The sequence below is a fragment of the Flagellimonas sp. S3867 genome (assembly GCF_014698935.1).
Taxonomy (GTDB): domain Bacteria; phylum Bacteroidota; class Bacteroidia; order Flavobacteriales; family Flavobacteriaceae; genus Flagellimonas.
This window is the reverse complement of sequence record NZ_JACVMN010000001.1, coordinates 302,980-320,329: the sequence shown is the minus strand read 5'-3', so window position 1 is coordinate 320,329 and position 17,350 is coordinate 302,980. Positions and strand designations below refer to the sequence as shown.

The window sequence follows — 17,350 nt, the reverse complement described above, 5'->3', positions numbered from 1 at the left end:
GTTGTTACCAAAATTACAAAAAAAACTTAACTGCTGTGAACAACAGCAAGGACAGCAGAAAGGTGCTCAAGGCCAATTTTTTGAGTTCTCCATCAAGTTTTCCAGGTTCTTTCGTATTCATTACCCTTTTTAGGTGGATGAAAATAGGTAGAAATGCCAATAGGTAAAATGTATGTTGTATATGAATATTTTTTATCCAGGTGAAGCTCAGAAAACACGCAAATGCCAATGCTATCAAAATGAAATGGTACCTTTTTCCATTCCCAAACCCCATTTTTACCACTAGGGTATGTTTCCCGTGTTTTTCATCGGAAACCACATCTCTCAAATTATTAAGATTCAAAACACCCACACATAAAAGTCCTATTCCTGTTGCCGGCAAAAAAGAATTCCATTGTAACGATTTTGTAAACAGGTACATACTTCCCAATACCCCAAGCAATCCAAAGAAAAGGAAAACAAAAACATCTCCCAATCCTCTGTATCCGTATGGATTGGAACCCATGGTATATCGGATAGCGGCCCAAACACTTAAAATACCCAAAACCATAAAAAGTAAAATGAGTTTCAGGTTTTCAATGCCAAAGGATTTATATATCAGCAAAAAAGCCAGAAGTAGACTTATTATGATTGACATAATTATGCCATTTTTCAAGGTCGATTTGGAAAGTAATCCACTTTGTAAGGCTCTGGCCGGACCAATTCTATCTTCATTGTCAGTGCCTTTTACACCATCACCGTAATCATTGGCAAAATTGGAAGTTATTTGAAAGGCCACCGTGGTCAACAAGGCCAATATAAATATAGTAGTATTAAAAAACCCTTCAATAATAGCCAAAGAGGTACCTACAATAATTCCGGATAGCGATAAAGGTAATGTGCGGAGTCGCGCGGCCTGTATCCAGACCTTAATGTTTGCCAAAATTAATAGGGATCTTCAATTTTTACCCTTTTCCCATCTTGGTAAGAAGCTACAAATGCATCTCTGAAGCCCATGTTCACCAATTGCTTTCTAAAGGATTGTGCTTCATCCAAAGTTTCAAAATTCCCTAGGGAATACGCATAAAAAGGATTGGTCTTTACAAAGAGCGTATTGGTCAATGCTTCGGAAGCCAAGGTCACATTGTTATCGACAAAGGATTTAACCTGCACGGAATAGATTGTTTCCTTATCTAAAAATGCCTTTGCCAAATAGAATTCGCGAACCAAACTCAATTCCTCATTCTGGGATTTAAGATTATCGATTCGTGTTTTAATGGCATCCAAACTATCAATAGAAACCAACAGGTTATTGTGATTTTCAAAGGAGTTCTTGCTGCTTAATCCGGCGGTGAATGAAGTAATCGCCAAGGTGCCTACTACGAACAAAATGGTAAAGCCCAAAAGCACATTTCGCTGTAGTCTTATTTTTCGTAGGTCCTTGTTCTTATATTTTATCTGATCTAAAAGTCTCTCGTTTATTATCTGGGCCTTGTCAACATCCTTATGCAGGTCCAACAGATCACTTTCTTCTATAAAGGGCATATTAGGCTTGTTTTATTTTCTTACAACATGCTAACGACATAGTTGTCAAGGAGTTAATCTACTCTCTACAAATGTAAAATTTTTAACGAAAGAAAAAAACTAAACGCCGGCAAATAATCATCAGAAATGTGACCTATATATAGCCTTCACGTATCACACTAAGTGGATTCCATCCGCTTCGATGGTTATTTTGCGCTCTTTATACAGAATCCCAATTGCCTTTTTGAACGATTTCTTGCTCAAATGCAGCGCTTCCTTAATGACTTCGGGTGAAGATTTATCATGAAATGGTAAAAAACCATTGTTCTCTTTAAGTTTTTCAAAAATCATTTGGGCGGTAGGTTCTAACATTTTTGCGCCGATTGGCTGTAACGTAATGTCAATTTTATTATCCTCTCTCACATTTTTGATATAACCTCTTAGTCTGTCTCCAACGGCAATGGGTTTGAAAACATCGGTTTCAAAAATTAACCCTTTGTTCTTATTTTCTATTATTACCTCCCATCCCAAGGGTGTTCTTCTGCAAACCAATACATCCACTTCTTGGTGTATTTCGTAGTTGAGCTGATTGTTGTTTAAGTATCTATCTATTCTTCCGGAACCGGTCAACCTAAAACTCTCTTCATCCAAATAACAATGCACAACATAGCTTTTGCCTTCCTCCATTCTTCCATTCTGCTCCCTGAAAGGCACCAATAAATGCTTTTCTAATCCCCAATCAACAAAGGCTCCGAATAAACTGATCTCAACCACTTTAAGAAATGCAAAATTATTTCGCAGTACGTACGGTTCAAGTGTTGTTGCAATGGGCCTTTCGTTATTATCCAGATAACAAAAAACTTTCAAATCTGCATCAATTTGAAAATCCTGAGGCACATATTTGTTGGGCAGGAGAACCTCCGTTCCTTCTTCGTCTCCAAGAAATAATCCAACGCTTGTACTGCGTAACACCTTTAGGGTATTATAGTTTCCCAATTTTATCATATCCGCAAAGGTAGAAGGAAATTGTGGGTATAAAAAAAGCTGCCATTAGGCAGCTTCAAATACAATCAATATGTTTTAGTTATAAACAGATTCCTTGCCATAATGTTTTGCCAACATATAATAAATGACCGCCCTATATTTGTTTTTATCCGACCTACCATATTTGTCAATGATGACATTAATGGTATCCAACAATTCAGGATTATCGGAAAGTCCCAATTTTCCAATCAAAAAATTAGCTTTTACCGTTTCCAATTCCTTTTCACTGGAACCGGAAACTCTTGAAGAGTCCAAATTATAAATTGATGGTCCTAAGCCAACGGTAACCTTGGTCAGTAAATCCATGTTTGGTTTTTCATCAAACTTGTCTTGAATGTCGGCCGCATACTTTTGAATCAGTACGTCTCTTTTGTTCATGTTAGTCTTTGTTGTTTTATTTTTAATCAACCTAGCTCCTAAGATATAAAATCGAAGTACTCGAGCAAAATTTGGTCGTTTTTCAATCTTGGGGTAAGAACTTCCAAAATTTTTGGTTGTTTGGAAACATGATAAAACTCTTCCATCTGTTTTTTAAGCTCAGCATCATTTTCGGCTTTCGCATATTGAAAACCGTACATCTTTGCCAAATGCTTCGCATTAAGCTGATGGTTTGTCTCAAAAAAGGTTGAAAATTCTTTTGAGTCCTCTTTTCCAGGTAATATTCTAAAAATTCCTCCACCAGCATTATTAATAAGAATTATTCGGAAATCCGGCCTAATGTATTCGTTCCAAAGTCCATTGCTGTCATAGAAAAAACTAAGGTCCCCGGTAAGTAAAAGTGTAGGCTTTGGATGATGGATGGATGCTCCCACTGCGGTAGAGGTACTTCCGTCAATACCGCTGGTGCCTCTATTGCAAAACACCTCCAAGGATGGGAGCATTGGAAACAACTGTGTATACCGAACGGTTGAACTGTTGGCCAACTGCACTTGATACCCTTCGGGTATGCTTTTTTGTACACGGTCGAATACTTTAAAATCAGAAAATGGTATCTGCTCCAGATATTGCTGGCGTTTGCGCTCGTATCCATTCTTTACATCACTCCAACGTTGTTGATAGGTGCTATTTACAGTGGCATCCCCAAGAATATTTTTAAAAAAAGTATTGGGTTCCGACTTAATATGTTCGGACAGGCAAAAGAAAGTGTCATAGGCTTTTTTTACATCTACATGCCAATGGGCCTTGGGTTTGTATTGTCGCAAAAAGGCCTTTACCTTTTTTGATACAACCAACCCGCCGAAGGTAATCAACACTTCAGGTTGGAGTTCACCAAATAGTTTTTCCCTGTGCTCCGATTTTTCTATGGGGGCCACAATACTATCTATGCTAGGAAAAAAGTTTGGATGATGCGCATTGGACGTCGTCTCTGTAAAGACCATTACACTTTTGTCGGCCGCCAATTGTTCCAGAATTTTGGAATCAATCGTGTGGGGGTAGTTTACACCAACCAAAACCATTTTCCGCTCACTGTTGTTCCAAAGTGTTTTGATTTCTTCCAAATCGCCTACTTCAATTTCCGTTTGCCCATCTGTCGAAGGTCTGGACACTTGTATTTGGCAATCTTCGGTTAGACCATACAGTGGTTCTTCGAAAGGTATGTTGATGTGCACTGGTGCATTATCTTGAATGGCCCTATGTAATGCTTCATCTAACTGATCTTCATTATATTGCTGAATTTCATCTTGTGATTTGGCCAAATACTCAGGGGCGAATTCAGAAATTGCTTCTGTTGCATGTGAAATGTCTTGTTTCAGGTTTGCACAGTAAGCAATATGTTTTTCAAAAACATTTTCTTGTCGAATGGTTTGTCCATCTCCTACATCAATTTTGTAGTTTGGCCTATCTGCAGAAACCACAATTAAAGGAATATCACTATAAAATGCCTCCGCCACTGCGGGATAATAATTTAAGAGTGCACTTCCAGATGTACAAACCACCGCCACCGGTTGACGTAATTGTTGGGCCATGCCCAACGCAACAAAGCCAGCACTTCGCTCATCGACAATACTAAAACAATTAAAAAAAGGATTCTTAGTGAAGCTTAAAGTCAACGGGGCATTTCTAGAGCCTGGAGAAATCACAATATTTTGAATCCCTCTGGATTTGAAATAAAGAACCAATGTTTGTGCGGAGGGAATATTGGAGTACATCATGCCATGCAAAAATACGTTCCAAAACTATATTCCCCCAAAATCATACTAACGAAATTAGAGAATATTCAACATGGTTCGGCTTTTGTTCTGGGTCTCAATCCATTCCCGTTCGGGTTCGGATGCCAGGGTTATCCCTCCACCGGCAAAAATTGAAGCCTTATTTGCATTTAACTCCATACATCTAAGATTTACGTAAAGCGATAGCTCGTTTTGCGTCCATAAGTTCAGTTCTCCCAAAAATCCAGTATAAAAGGTTCGCTTGTAATTTTCCTGTTGGGTAATGAATGTCTGGGCCGATTCCACCGGGATTCCACACACGGCTGGTGTCGGATGTAAGGCTTTCACAACATCCTTTAAGTTGATTGCAGCTGAAATTGTACCCGTTATTTCAGATTTTAGGTGCCACAGTTTGCCCGCCTTAAACGATTCAGCATTGGCAACTTTCAAAGCATCCATTTTAGGGCCAAGTCGTTTCTGAATATAATCTGAGACCATTTGTTGCTCTTCAATTTCTTTGCTCCCCCAATTTGGCTGATTCCCATCATCAATCGGCAAGGTGGCCGCCAAAGACATGGTCCTAAGTTTCCTTGCCTTTATTTGCACCAATGTCTCTGGAGTAGCTCCACACCACATGCCTACCTTCGGATGATAAAACAAATAGCAAAACGCATTCGGGTAACTTTTCAGGAGATCTCTGAAAATAGCATCATGACTTTTGGCGCGGGCAATTGTAATTGTTCTGGATAACACAACTTTTTGAAGATTCCCTTTTTTGATTTCTTCGATTCCTGATTTGACCAATTCGAGATGTGCTTCCTTTCCATCTTCCGAAACCTTAATTTTAGAGGTTTGATTACCAAATTCGGCCTCAAAACTGGAAATTAAAACCTCATCGGGTCGAATCAGAATGGCATCTTCATCGAAATCAAAAGGAGCAAAAACGAATCCGCTTTCAGTGAAATCAATTGTCGAATTCAATCGGGCATCTGATTGAAAAATTCCAATTATTTGATGTTCCATCGGTTTTCGATAGAGTACAAAAGCCTGTCCCTGCTCAATGCCGAAACTGGCCTTATTTAAAAGTTCGGTAAATGTTTTATTATTTGGGGAGGGCAATGGTAGTGAGTTTACAGTTGGAGATCAGGTTACCTTCGCCATTCGTGATTTTTATTTCCCAAAGCTGAGTAGTTCGTCCGTTGTGTAAAATGGTAGCTTTAGCATAAACGAATCCTTCCTTGATCCCCTTAACATGGTTAGCAGCTATTTCAATGCCACGGACGTAGAAGTTTTTTGTATCCAAAAAAACATGGGCGGCAGCGCTACCGACACTTTCTGCCAAGGCCACCGTGGCTCCGCCATGCAAAACACCATCAGGTTGGTGCACTTTGGACGTCACCGGCATGCGGGCTACTAGAAAATTATCTCCGGCATCGGTATATGTAATATCCAAAGTCTCCATTAAAGTGTCTTTGGAAATTGCATTGCATATGGATAGAATTTTCTCTTTATCCTGACTCATCTTTCTATTTTTCGTAAAATTACACAAAGCAATTACAATAATTGATTTCATCCTACGGACAAAACAAATTCTATGGAAAAGACCGTCTCATATTCTGCTAAAAACACCTACGTAACTTTAAACAGTTTAACCGAAAGTACCGTGAACATTTGGGTGGTTTTTCATGGAATTGGCTATCTGAGTCGATTTTTTGTAAAATACTTTGAAAGTTTGGACCCAACTGAGAATTACATCATAGCTCCACAGGCTCCTTCCAAATACTACCTTAAAAGTGAATATAAATACGTAGGTGCAAGTTGGCTCACCAAGGAAAACACAACAGTGGAAACTGAGAATGTACTTAACTACGTTGATGCTGTTTTGGAAGCGGAACAAATACCTTCTAATGGTAATTTAATTGTCTTTGGATTCTCTCAAGGGGTTTCCATTGGTCTTCGCTGGATGGTCAAACGAAAGATCAAATGCAGTCAATTAATTCTCTTTGCGGGTGGTATTCCCAACGAGCTCAAAAAGGAACATCTGGATTTTGTTGATTGGGAAACCATGAAAATCAAGGTGATTTATGGAAAATCTGATGAGTTTTTGCGTGGAGACACATTGGTTAATGAGAAAAACAAAATGAATATTTTATTTGGAAACAACCTTGAGGTCATAACTTTTGAGGGCGGTCATGAAATGAAACCAGAAATCATACAAAATATCCTTTGAACCCATGAAAACAAATGACAGACAGATAATGCATATAACCTTGGTGGTGCGAGATTATGATGAAGCCATTGGATTTTATACGGAAAAACTGGGTTTCAAACTTACTGCGGACATTGACCAAGGCGGAGGGAAAAGGTGGGTGTTGGTTACTCCGAATGAGTCTGGTTGCAACATTTTATTGGGCAAGGCCAAAAATGAGAGAGAGAAACAAGCCATTGGAAACCAAACTGGGGGTCGGGTATTTCTTTTTTTACAAACCGATGACTTTTGGAACGATTACAACTCCATGAAAGCTAAAGGAGTTGTATTTAGAGAACAACCCCGTGAAGAGGAATATGGAACCGTTGTGGTTTTTGAAGACCTTTATGGGAATCTATGGGATCTGTTACAAATGAAATAATCTATTTGTTGGGCTCTTCCTGCACCTGTTCATTAGGATAATAGGTGATTTTGCGGGTAACATAGCTATTATCTGGAGTGATAATTTGCTTTATCCAATTTTTTTCTTCGTTGTTGTCAAATTGAAAAATGTATTCTTTTACAGCTTCGGCATTTGAGGTTTTGGTCACTACTTTTTCAAGCTTTCCTTCCACATCATATTGGCACAATTTCTTTTTATTCGAAACAAATTCCTTTTTAATAATGTCGTAGCTAAACGTTTCCTTGGAAATTAATTTACCGGCTTCATCAAAGATTTCTTCAAAGGCGATGTTTGGTTCACCATCAATATATTCCTTGGTCAACATGGCCTTTTGGATTCCTTCTGAAGTTTTTCTTTCGGATGTTCGAACAGATTTTTCCATAACTTCATTCACAAAGTGATTTACAGTACTTTCATCTTTGTACGAAGCATATTCCAAAATGGTCTCATCCACACCTTCCGCATTTGAGGTTGTGATTTTTGTCAATCTGTTTGTTTTATCAAACTCATACTCTTGAAGTTCCAAGAACTCCTTGTCATAAGAAATAATTTTTTCGAATATTTTTTTTAGTGGAACAGTATCAATCGTATAAAAATTGACCATGGAAGTAGCGGCATCCAAAACGTTGTTTTTGTAACTCTCCATACGTTTTTCCATCAACTCCTCCCCTGTATACTTGTAATAAGTAATGTCTTGATCTGTTTCATTGTATTGGGTCACGGTTCTTATCAACAGGCCATCCTCGCTAAATTCAAAAAGCTCTCTGCCATAATCAGTGATGACCAAACAAGATTTCACCTTTCCTCGTAGGTCAAAATCATTAACCCTGAATTTTTGTATTTCTTGGGGAAACACATTGAAGGTCAATAACAAAAAGAAAAAACAAGTGTAGTTTTTTAGCATAGGATAAATTTACTCTTAAATGAAACAATTACGAAAACATTCCACCTTCAAACTACATAAAATGTGCCAATCTAAAATTTACGTTCCGGTATAAATGGTCCAATATCCATGGAAAGTTTTTGGTCTGATATCAATTCCGTTACCAACTTTCCGGTTGCAGGCCCCAAACTCCATCCCATCATGGCATGCCCAGTGGCAATAACCAGATTGTTATATTGCTTTGCTCTTCCAATATAGGGCAACCCATCAGGGGTAACGGGTCTCAAGCCACATTGTGCATTGCTTTTATCTTCTTCCGAAATCTTCAATCCTTTATAAAACCGCTCTGCACCAGCAGCTATGGCCGCAACCCTTTCTTTACGAATGGTATCGTTTATTCCTGAAAACTCCATGGTACCAGCAAAACGGGTAAATCCTTGCATTGGGGTAACTGCCATTTTCGCTTCCATCAATATGGCTGGCATGGATATTTTGGTCGGAGATTGAACATTAATCCGATATCCCTTTCCGGCTTGCAGTGGCAGGTCAACCTTTAATTTTTTGGAGAGATGGGAAGTCCAAGACCCAGCGGCAAAAACCACTTCATCCGCCTGATACTTTCCTTTATTGGTTTTTACATCGGAAATTTTATTCCCGTTAGATTCAATGTCCATAACCTCCTCATTTTTATGGATGGACACGCCTACCTCGGTAAGGTATTTAATCATAGCTTCCATAAACTGGGTGGGAGTTGTATGTCGGTCGCATTCATAATGAAAAGCACCCATTGCATTGAATTCAATATTTGGTTCTACTTTTTTGAGCCCTTCTTGACCCAGATGTGCAACTTCCAAATCCAGTTCGGCAGCCTTTTTGGCAACGAATTGTTCATGATCCCTTTCTTTCTCCGTCTGGTATACCATCAACAATCCTTTCTTTTCCAAATGGAAGTCTCCCAGTTCGCCTGAAGATTTCATCCCTTCATAAAGTTCCCGGCTCAATAGATTGATATCCCTGATTACGGGCATGGCATTTTCCACTTTGGATTTGGTAGATGATTTTTTAAAGTACCATGACCATTTTATGAAATCCATATTGAACCTGGGTTTCATGTAAAAAGGGCTTGATGAATCGAACATGTATTTGATTCCCTTGGAAATCATTCCTGGAGATGCAAGGGAAACAATATGACTGGGTGTAATGTAGCCAGCATTCACGTAGGATGCACCTCCGTTCATTGCCGATTTATCCAAAACTGTGACCTGATGTCCCTCTTTGTGAAGAAAATAAGCGGTTGACAGTCCAATTATGCCTCCACCAACCACAACTACATTTTTACTCGTGCTCATGCTATATTACTTGGAATCCATGTGCATAAGGGTCGTCTTCGGTATCAATGGTTATCGTATTTCTACCATAGATTTTTGCCCATCCTTGCACACTGGGAACAATCGCTCTTTTGCCATTCAATAGAGCCTCTTGTTCCACTTTTCCAACAAATTTAGAACCTATATAGCTTTCATGCACGTATTCTTCACTTAATTTTAATTCGCCTTTGGCGTGTAGTTGTGCCATGCGGGCCGAGGTGCCCGTTCCGCAAGGTGAACGGTCTATGGCCTTATCACCATAGAACACTGCATTTCTGCCCGAAGAGCCTTTATGTATTGGGGCTCCGGTCCAAAGTATGTGCGAAACCTGGTTGATATTCGGGTTTTCCGGATGTATAAAATGTTTTGGATATTTTTCGTTGATTTTTTTTCTAATTTCTCTTGAATATCCAATCAATTCACTTGCGGTGAAATCTTGTATTCCTGAAAAATTTAATTGAGGGTCGACTATGGCATAAAAGTTTCCACCAAAACCAACATCAAACACCAATTCACCCAAAACAGATGAATCAACTGTCAACCCATCAGCTGCAAGATAGCTTTTCACATTGGTCAGTTTAACCCACTCAACTTTTTTATCCGGTTGATGGTATTCGATTTCTACCAGACCTGCCGGAGCTTCCATTTTTATCCTTCCAGGTATTTTTGGTCTAATCAACCCTTCTTCTAAAGCTATTGTAATTGTACCTATTGTACCATGTCCACACATGGGCAAACAGCCACTGGTTTCAATAAATAGAACCGCTACATCATTTTCAGGGTCATGAGGTGGGTACAATATACTTCCACTCATCATGTCATGACCTCGAGGTTCGAACATTAACCCTGTGCGAATCCAATCATATTCCTTCAAAAAGTGTTGTCTTTTTTCTTCCATGGTATCCCCTTTCAACAGGGGACCGCCTTCCACAACAAGTCGTACCGGATTTCCACAGGTATGGGCATCAATGCACTTAAATGTATGTACACTCATTTATAAAACTGGGATTTCTGGTCTTGTTTTTATGCCTTCATCAATTATTGATAATACTCTTTCACGTTCTTTACCTTGTAGGGGCAATCGAGGGGCTCTTACATTTTCCGTTCCGATTTTGGTAGCGACTTCTGCCAATTTTATATTTTGAACCAATTGCGGATTAATATCCAATTCCAACAAAGGCATAAACCAACGGTAAATTTCAGTTGCTTCGGCTATCCTTCCTGCTTTAACTAATTTATAAATAGCAACGGTTTCTCTTGGAAATGCACAAACCAAACCTGCTACCCATCCGTCAGCACCCATTAAAAGAGTTTCCATGGCAAGGGTATCTACCCCACCTAAAATCTTTAGTCGGTCTCCAAATGTATTTCTTATTCTAGTAATATTGGTGATGTCTCTTGTAGATTCTTTCACCGCCTTAATATTGTCATGTTTCAACAGTTGCTCGAACATATCCAGGGTAACCTCAATTTTATAATCAACAGGGTTGTTATATACCATAATTGGTAAAGAGGTGCTCTTTGCTACGGCTTCAAAATAAGCCATTGTTTCATAATCGGTTGACTTGTATCGCATTGGCGGAAGCATCATAAGGCCACTCGCCCCATACTTTTGCGCATTTTCTGCTGCCTGGATTGCTCCTTTGGTAGATTGTTCAGCAATATTCATCACCACAGGAACTTTTCCTTGCACCAAGTCCACAGTGTGCTCGATCAGTATGCGCTTTTCATCTTCATCCAAAGTACTGGCCTCTCCCAAGGTCCCTCCTAAAATAATACCACTCACCCCGGCATCAAGTTGAGCATTGATGTTCGTTGCGAACATTTCCAGATCCAATGAATCCTCATCGGTGAACTTTGTGGTAACGGCAGGCATTACGCCCTTCCATTCAAATGACATCATAGTTTAAATATTTTTTCAAAAGTAGCGCATCATTTTTGTTCAGTTTCACTCAAAATTATCCAGAAATGATATTATATTATCCTATTTATACATTATGATGTATCTTTTTAGGTAATTTTGGATTATATGAAGGTATACGCTTTTAGAATACCAAAAAAGCCAGGTGAGAATATAATTGTGCAATGCGACAAGGGGCGTGCATTTTTTGACAAACTCCATCAACATGAAGAAATCCAATTAAGTTTGGTAGTTGCCGGAAAAGGGAAACTTATTGTCGGTGGAAGTGTGCATTCCTATACGGATGGAGATTTTTTTGTAATTGGTAGTGGACTTCCTCACTTATTCAAAAGCACTGTGAGCGAAAGAGAGTCCTTTATGATCTCTATTTTCTTTACAAAAATTTCGTTTGGTGATACCTTTTTTGAACAGAGGGAAATGGATGGATTGAAATGTTTTTTCAATTATGCTGAGTCCGGATTCAAATTGAGAAATGTAGAAGATTCAGTACCGGAAACTATGAAAACAATGGTGTCTGCAAATCACTTTTCAAGGTTTATGATATTTTTACAGCTTCTGAAAAAATTAAGTGAGCTTCAAAAAATTAGACTTTCCAACTTTGCGCAACCCAAAGAAATCTCTGATGACCATGGTGAAAGGCTTCGGTCTGTTTTCGATTTTGTGATGCAAAATTTTGGTCAAAAAATTACACTCGAAACAGTTTCCCAACTAGTGCACATGACTCCCAATGCCTTCTGCCGTTTTTTTAAACAACGCACCAATAAGACCTTTTTTAAGTTCTTGATAGAGGTGCGGGTAGAACATGCCAGCCAGTTACTGTATCACAACAAAGATCTTTCAGTATTGGAGGTTGCCAATTTATCGGGTTTCAGTTCCATTTCAAACTTCAATAGAAAGTTCAAGGAAATTAAAGGCGTTAATCCGTCAAGGTTCATACAATCATTGAGTTAAATCGTTTCGTTTAAAACATTCGATAAGTTTTCTTTCATTATTTTTGGCAAATTATTCGCTAAACAAGTACAAATGAAAAAATTGCTGCTGTTGGTCGCAGGTTTGGTTTTCTCTTGCAACTCTGCTCAAAAAACCGTAGATAAACAATCCGAATCATCAAATCCTCCTGCCGATCCTGTCGCCTACGCCGAGACAATAACCCAGGATGAACTTAAAGAGCATTTATACATTTATGCTTCCGATGAGTTTGAAGGAAGAGAAACCGGAAAACCTGGACAGAAAAAGGCCATCGCCTACTTAAAATCGCAGTACGAAGCCTTAAATGTTCCTGCCGCTAAACCGGATGGGGACTATTTTCAGAAAGTACCTTTGGAGGTTGCCAAGGTTCCCGAAGGGAATATTTCTATTGATGGAAAAACGTTTGAGCTGGGAAAAGATGTATTGACATTTTCTGCGGCCCAGGGAGATTATGATCAAATCGTTTATGCGGGGTACGGTGTTGAAGCAGAGAATTATTCTGACTATAAAGGATTAAATGTTGCCGGGAAGTTGGTGCTGATCAAAGCAGGTGAACCAGTTAATGCAGACGGCACATATATTGTTTCCGGAACGGACGAAAAATCGGTTTGGAGCAATATGTCCGAAGCTGTTGGCAAAAAAAATGAGCTGGCAAAAGATAAAGGAGCTGTCGGAGTGCTCTATTACGATGATCAAAACTTTTCGCGCTTTAAGGGTTATTTTGAGTTTATGAAGAATAACCGAAGTGGTAAAATGTCATTAAAACAAGAGGATAACAGTGGCTTTTTAATTTTGATGAACGAGACATCGGCAACAGCTTTAAAAGAAGATATTGTGAAGGACAGTGCGCCAAAAACAATTACTTCAAAGGTCGCTTTAAATGTTGAAAGTGCCAACGACCAGATTAATTCAGAAAATGTTGTTGCGTTTATAAAGGGTACTGAAAAACCAGAAGAATATGTAGTGATATCTTCCCATTTAGACCATATCGGTGTTTCGGCCAATGGGGAAATAAACAATGGTGCGGACGATGATGGTTCCGGTAGCGTAGCTCTTCTTGAAATAGCCGAAGCGTTTAAGACAGCGGCAAATGAAGGAAAAGGACCTAAACGTTCAATTGTGTTTTTACATGTCACCGGTGAAGAAAAAGGACTTTTAGGCTCTCGCTATTACACAGATTTTGACCCTATCTTGCCATTATCTCAAACCGTGGCCAATTTAAATATTGATATGATAGGTAGAATTGATCCTAAAAGAAACGGTGACCGTAATTATGTCTATCTCATTGGTTCCGATAAGTTAAGCACCGATTTGCACAATCTATCAGAAGAAATTAACAACAAATACACCAACATTGAGCTGGATTATAAATACAATGATGAAAATGACCCAAACAGGTTTTACTATCGAAGTGATCATTACAATTTTGCCAAAAACAACATTCCAATAATCTTCTATTTTAATGGAACGCATGCCGATTATCATCGCCCTGGGGATACGCCAGATAAAATAAACTATGACTTACTGGAAAACAGGACCCGCCTCGTTTTTTATACAGCATGGGAAGTGGCCAATAGAGAGAATAAGGTTGTTGTGGACAAGGCAGCCAAATAAATTATATGTCATACAACAAAAAAGCCCTTCAATCGAAGGGCTTTTTTATTTGGGTGGAAGACGGGATTCGAACCCGCGACCCTCGGTACCACAAACCGATGCTCTAACCAACTGAGCTACAACCACCATTTAAGCGGAGGCAAAAATACCTTTTTTCTTAATTCAATCAAAAGAAATTATGTTTTACCTCAAATAAAAAAACAAAAGAGGTATAACAACATAGTTCTTCATCTAAAAGCAAGTTTGATATAACTATTATAAGGTTGAATTTAAATGTTAAAAGCGTGCCATCAGGTACTGCTTTAAGTCAATATTTTAAGGGCTTATCAAAACAAAATGTCCTATTTAACAACTAAAACACACAATTTTAGGGTGTTCACAACAATTAATTTCCATTCAGACAATCAGATTTTATTTTTACTATACAGATATATTGGCCCTATGTTTCTGACTGAATTTACCTTGGAGTTTTACCATTTGCGCGCGAAAATATTTTTGCTTTGTTTCATGCTATTTTGTGGCCTTCCCATACACGCTCAACAAAGTAAAAAAGACAGCTTAAATTTCAGGTTGAAACACCTTGAATCTACAGATCGTTTCAATCCAAAAGATACCACGCATATTAAATTGTTGGTCAACCTTGCCTTTTCATACCGCTACATCAATAATGACAGTGCATATGGAATTTCCACTAGAGCTCTTGAACTCAGTGAGGCGGTTAACTTCGATTATGGCAAAATCAATGCCTTGGAATCTTTGGGCAACTACTATTCCGACCAAGGAAATGGTAAAAAATCAATGGCCTATTTTAAACAAGCTCTGCAATTGGCAAGGGAAATTGGTAACCAGCAGGCAGAACTGAACATTATTAATGGATTGGCCCATGTTTATAGTTACGAAGGAAATTATGCCGAGGCTTTGAATCTTTATCTTAAAGGTATTGATCTTGCCAAGCAATCAGACAACAAAAATATGTTGTCCATTTTGAATGAAAATATAGCCACCCTTTATTCAGATCAAAAAGATTTTAAAAACGCCCTTGTTTTTTATGATACGGTACAGGCCGTTAACAAGGAACTGGGTAATGAGGTTATCCATGCCGAAACACAAAGTAACATGGCGTCTCTATACAAGGATGCCCAGAACTTTGAATACGCCATGTTCAACATCAACAAGAGTATAACAACTTTTGAAAAGCATAAAATCTATGACTGGCTTGCCTATGCGTATGAAGTAAAGGGCAGTATTTATTTGGAGCAAAAGAAATATCAATGGGCACTTTATTGGTATGATCAAAGTAATATGTTGCATCAAGAGCAACTCCAAGATGACCGAGAAAAAATCCAGTTAATGAATGGTATGGCCAAGGTTTATTTTGGATTGGGAAGAGATAGTCTTTCCATGGAATATGCCAACGAGGGCCTGCGGTTGTCCAAAAAAATAAACTCCATACAAGGTCAGATAGATTGTTCTGAAACGCTGTATAAACTTCATAAAAAAAGAGAGGACAATATCTCAGCCCTAGCTTATTTGGAATCTTTTAAAAAACTATCGGATTCCCTTTTTAAGGATAAAAACAAACAGAGTCTTGCCTTGCTTGAGACCAAGATGGAATACCAACAAGAGAAAAAGGCTCTTATTTCTGCCAACGAAATGGCCTTGGCCAAACAGCGGAACTACATCTATTTTGCGGTTATCATTCTATTGATTCTGAGTATTATAATTTTTGTGGTTCGAAGAAATGAGAAAACACTTAAAAGATTGAATCGAGAACTCAAGGAAAAATCGGTAGTGGTAAGTGAAAGAGAGGAGGAATTAAATGAAATCAACCGGACAAAAACGAAGCTTTTCTCAATCATTGGTCACGATCTTAGGGGACCGATTGGAGCTTTGCAGGGTATTTTAAAACTATTCACGGATGGAGAAATTGGAAAGGATGAATTCTTGTCCTTTATTCCAAAATTGAAATCAGATGTTGAGAACATTTCTTTTGCGCTCAACAACTTATTGTCATGGGGACAAACCCAATTGAATGGTGTCGCCACAAAACCAAAGCGTATTTCTTTGGATAAAATCGTAAGTGCCAATGTGCAATTACTATCGGAAGTGGCTGCAAGTAAGTCCATTAAAATAATGAACCAGATGCCCGAGAATCCGCAAATATGGGCAGATCAACATCATATTGATATCATTGTCAGAAATTTATTGAGCAATGCCATCAAATTCACACCAGATAATGGCTTGGTCACCATTGAGGCCGAAGAAAAAAGAAACATGTGGCAAGTAATGGTTCGAGATACCGGTATTGGAATGAACAAAGAGATACAGAAAAAAATCTTTGAAGATACCACCAATATTACAACCTATGGTACCAACAATGAACGGGGTACCGGTTTAGGTCTTTCACTTTGCAAGGAAATGATCATTAAAAACAAAGGTGAAATATGGGTAGAAAGTGTGCTTCGTAAAGGAACAACATTCTTTTTTACGGTACCGAAAGCTGAAAAGAAATACCAAAAAGCAAGCTAGATCAAGTTTTCAAGATTATCCACTGCTACAAAGCGCTCTGCGGTAAATCCTTCAGCATGTTCAACACCAGTGATTCTTCCTAAATCACGAGCTCTGTAGATTACGCTATCAATAAAGTTTTTACTACTTATTGGAGTTTCTGGCTCGTTACTTTTTGGGTCATAGAATTGAGAGCCATAGGCGAGAATGGCTTCCGTTTTTTTATCTATAAATCCTGAAACATCAACCACAAAATCAGGTTCTAAATTTTTCCATTGTATAAAATGGTAAACCACTTTCGGGCGCCAGGCTTCTTGCCAAGCGTCATCACCATCCATTTTTGTGTCAATTTTAACCAATCCACTTAAAAAGCAGGCATTACTTACCAATTTGCTTCCCTTGGGGTGGTCAATATGCCGATCGTCAATGGCATTGCATAAAACGATTTCGGGTCTATATTTTCTAATGATTTTGATAATTTCAAGTTGGTGTTCCTTATCGTTGACAAAAAAACCATCTGCAAATTCCATGTTCTCCCGTACTGCAACCCCGAGAATCTCAGCGGCTTTGGCAGCTTCTTTATCACGAATCTCAGCAGTCCCTCTTGTTCCCAACTCACCACGGGTTAAATCAACAATCCCTACTTTCTTACCTCTGGAAACTTCCTTTGCTATAGTGCCTCCGGCACCCAATTCGGCATCATCAGGATGCGCTCCAAAAATTAAAATGTCTAATTTCAT

At 38.7% G+C, this 17,350-nt stretch carries 17 protein-coding genes and 1 tRNA gene; 5 read left to right on the top strand and 13 right to left on the bottom strand.

Annotated features, from left to right (window positions below; translation table 11 throughout):
• Window positions 1-13 precede the first annotated feature (13 nt).
• The 7 genes from menA to IAG46_RS01410 form a co-directional block, all read right to left on the bottom strand.
• On the bottom strand, window positions 14-922 hold the full coding sequence (menA, locus tag IAG46_RS01440; protein WP_190808538.1) for a 1,4-dihydroxy-2-naphthoate octaprenyltransferase: 909 nt from the start codon (window positions 920-922) through the stop codon (window positions 14-16).
• Between the two features lie 2 nt (window positions 923-924).
• On the bottom strand, window positions 925-1,524 hold the full coding sequence (locus tag IAG46_RS01435) for an SPOR domain-containing protein (protein WP_190808537.1): 600 nt from the start codon (window positions 1,522-1,524) through the stop codon (window positions 925-927).
• 153 nt (window positions 1,525-1,677) lie between these two features.
• Window positions 1,678-2,508 (bottom strand): S1 RNA-binding domain-containing protein, encoded by an 831-nt coding sequence (locus tag IAG46_RS01430; protein WP_190808536.1) that lies wholly within the window; start codon window positions 2,506-2,508, stop codon window positions 1,678-1,680.
• Window positions 2,509-2,583: 75 nt separating this feature from the next.
• Entirely contained in the window at window positions 2,584-2,925 is a 342-nt protein-coding gene (locus IAG46_RS01425; protein ID WP_190808535.1) for a DUF2853 family protein, read from the bottom strand.
• Between the two features lie 38 nt (window positions 2,926-2,963).
• Window positions 2,964-4,700: a 2-succinyl-5-enolpyruvyl-6-hydroxy-3-cyclohexene-1-carboxylic-acid synthase gene (gene menD, locus IAG46_RS01420; RefSeq protein ID WP_190808534.1), complete on the bottom strand. Its 1,737-nt coding sequence runs from the start codon at window positions 4,698-4,700 to the stop codon at window positions 2,964-2,966.
• Window positions 4,701-4,754: 54 nt separating this feature from the next.
• The gene (locus IAG46_RS01415; RefSeq protein WP_223826543.1) at window positions 4,755-5,816 is read right to left on the bottom strand and encodes a chorismate-binding protein; all 1,062 of its coding nucleotides are present in this window, start codon (window positions 5,814-5,816) and stop codon (window positions 4,755-4,757) included.
• Complete coding sequence (locus tag IAG46_RS01410) at window positions 5,800-6,219, bottom strand: PaaI family thioesterase (RefSeq protein ID WP_190808533.1); 420 nt, start codon at window positions 6,217-6,219, stop codon at window positions 5,800-5,802. The genes IAG46_RS01415 and IAG46_RS01410 overlap by 17 nt, the downstream gene beginning before the upstream one ends.
• 72 nt (window positions 6,220-6,291) lie before the next feature.
• On the opposite strand from IAG46_RS01410, the gene IAG46_RS01405 reads away from it, so the two are divergent.
• Window positions 6,292-6,927, top strand: a complete 636-nt coding sequence (locus IAG46_RS01405; protein ID WP_190808532.1) for an alpha/beta hydrolase — start codon at window positions 6,292-6,294, stop codon at window positions 6,925-6,927.
• Window positions 6,928-6,931: 4 nt separating this feature from the next.
• Entirely contained in the window at window positions 6,932-7,327 is a 396-nt protein-coding gene (locus IAG46_RS01400) for a VOC family protein (RefSeq protein ID WP_190808531.1), read from the top strand.
• 1 nt (window position 7,328) lies between these two features.
• Here the strand turns inward: IAG46_RS01400 and IAG46_RS01395 are convergent, their stop codons facing one another.
• The 4 genes from IAG46_RS01395 to IAG46_RS01380 form a co-directional block, all read right to left on the bottom strand.
• Entirely contained in the window at window positions 7,329-8,252 is a 924-nt protein-coding gene (locus IAG46_RS01395; RefSeq protein ID WP_190808530.1) for a hypothetical protein, read from the bottom strand.
• Window positions 8,253-8,323: 71 nt separating this feature from the next.
• A complete protein-coding gene (locus IAG46_RS01390; RefSeq protein ID WP_190808529.1) occupies window positions 8,324-9,580 on the bottom strand; it encodes an FAD-binding oxidoreductase in 1,257 nt (418 codons plus the stop codon).
• A 1-nt stretch (window position 9,581) separates the two neighbouring features.
• Entirely contained in the window at window positions 9,582-10,592 is a 1,011-nt protein-coding gene (locus tag IAG46_RS01385; RefSeq protein WP_190808528.1) for a 4-hydroxyproline epimerase, read from the bottom strand.
• The gene (locus tag IAG46_RS01380; RefSeq protein ID WP_190809725.1) at window positions 10,593-11,498 is read right to left on the bottom strand and encodes a dihydrodipicolinate synthase family protein; all 906 of its coding nucleotides are present in this window, start codon (window positions 11,496-11,498) and stop codon (window positions 10,593-10,595) included.
• A gap of 129 nt (window positions 11,499-11,627) precedes the next feature.
• On the opposite strand from IAG46_RS01380, the gene IAG46_RS01375 reads away from it, so the two are divergent.
• The gene (locus IAG46_RS01375; protein ID WP_190808527.1) at window positions 11,628-12,470 is read left to right on the top strand and encodes an AraC family transcriptional regulator; all 843 of its coding nucleotides are present in this window, start codon (window positions 11,628-11,630) and stop codon (window positions 12,468-12,470) included.
• A 72-nt stretch (window positions 12,471-12,542) separates the two neighbouring features.
• Window positions 12,543-14,102, top strand: coding sequence for a M28 family peptidase (locus IAG46_RS01370; protein WP_190808526.1), 1,560 nt, complete (start codon window positions 12,543-12,545; stop codon window positions 14,100-14,102).
• A gap of 51 nt (window positions 14,103-14,153) precedes the next feature.
• Here IAG46_RS01370 and IAG46_RS01365 read toward each other — a convergent pair.
• Window positions 14,154-14,229: transfer RNA gene (locus IAG46_RS01365), tRNA-His, on the bottom strand.
• 443 nt (window positions 14,230-14,672) lie between these two features.
• On the opposite strand from IAG46_RS01365, the gene IAG46_RS01360 reads away from it, so the two are divergent.
• Window positions 14,673-16,631 (top strand): ATP-binding protein, encoded by a 1,959-nt coding sequence (locus IAG46_RS01360; protein WP_223826542.1) that lies wholly within the window; start codon window positions 14,673-14,675, stop codon window positions 16,629-16,631.
• Here the strand turns inward: IAG46_RS01360 and bshB1 are convergent.
• Window positions 16,628-17,350 (bottom strand): bacillithiol biosynthesis deacetylase BshB1, encoded by a 723-nt coding sequence (bshB1, locus tag IAG46_RS01355; RefSeq protein WP_190808524.1) that lies wholly within the window; start codon window positions 17,348-17,350, stop codon window positions 16,628-16,630. The two genes, IAG46_RS01360 and bshB1, sit on opposite strands and share 4 nt — an antisense overlap.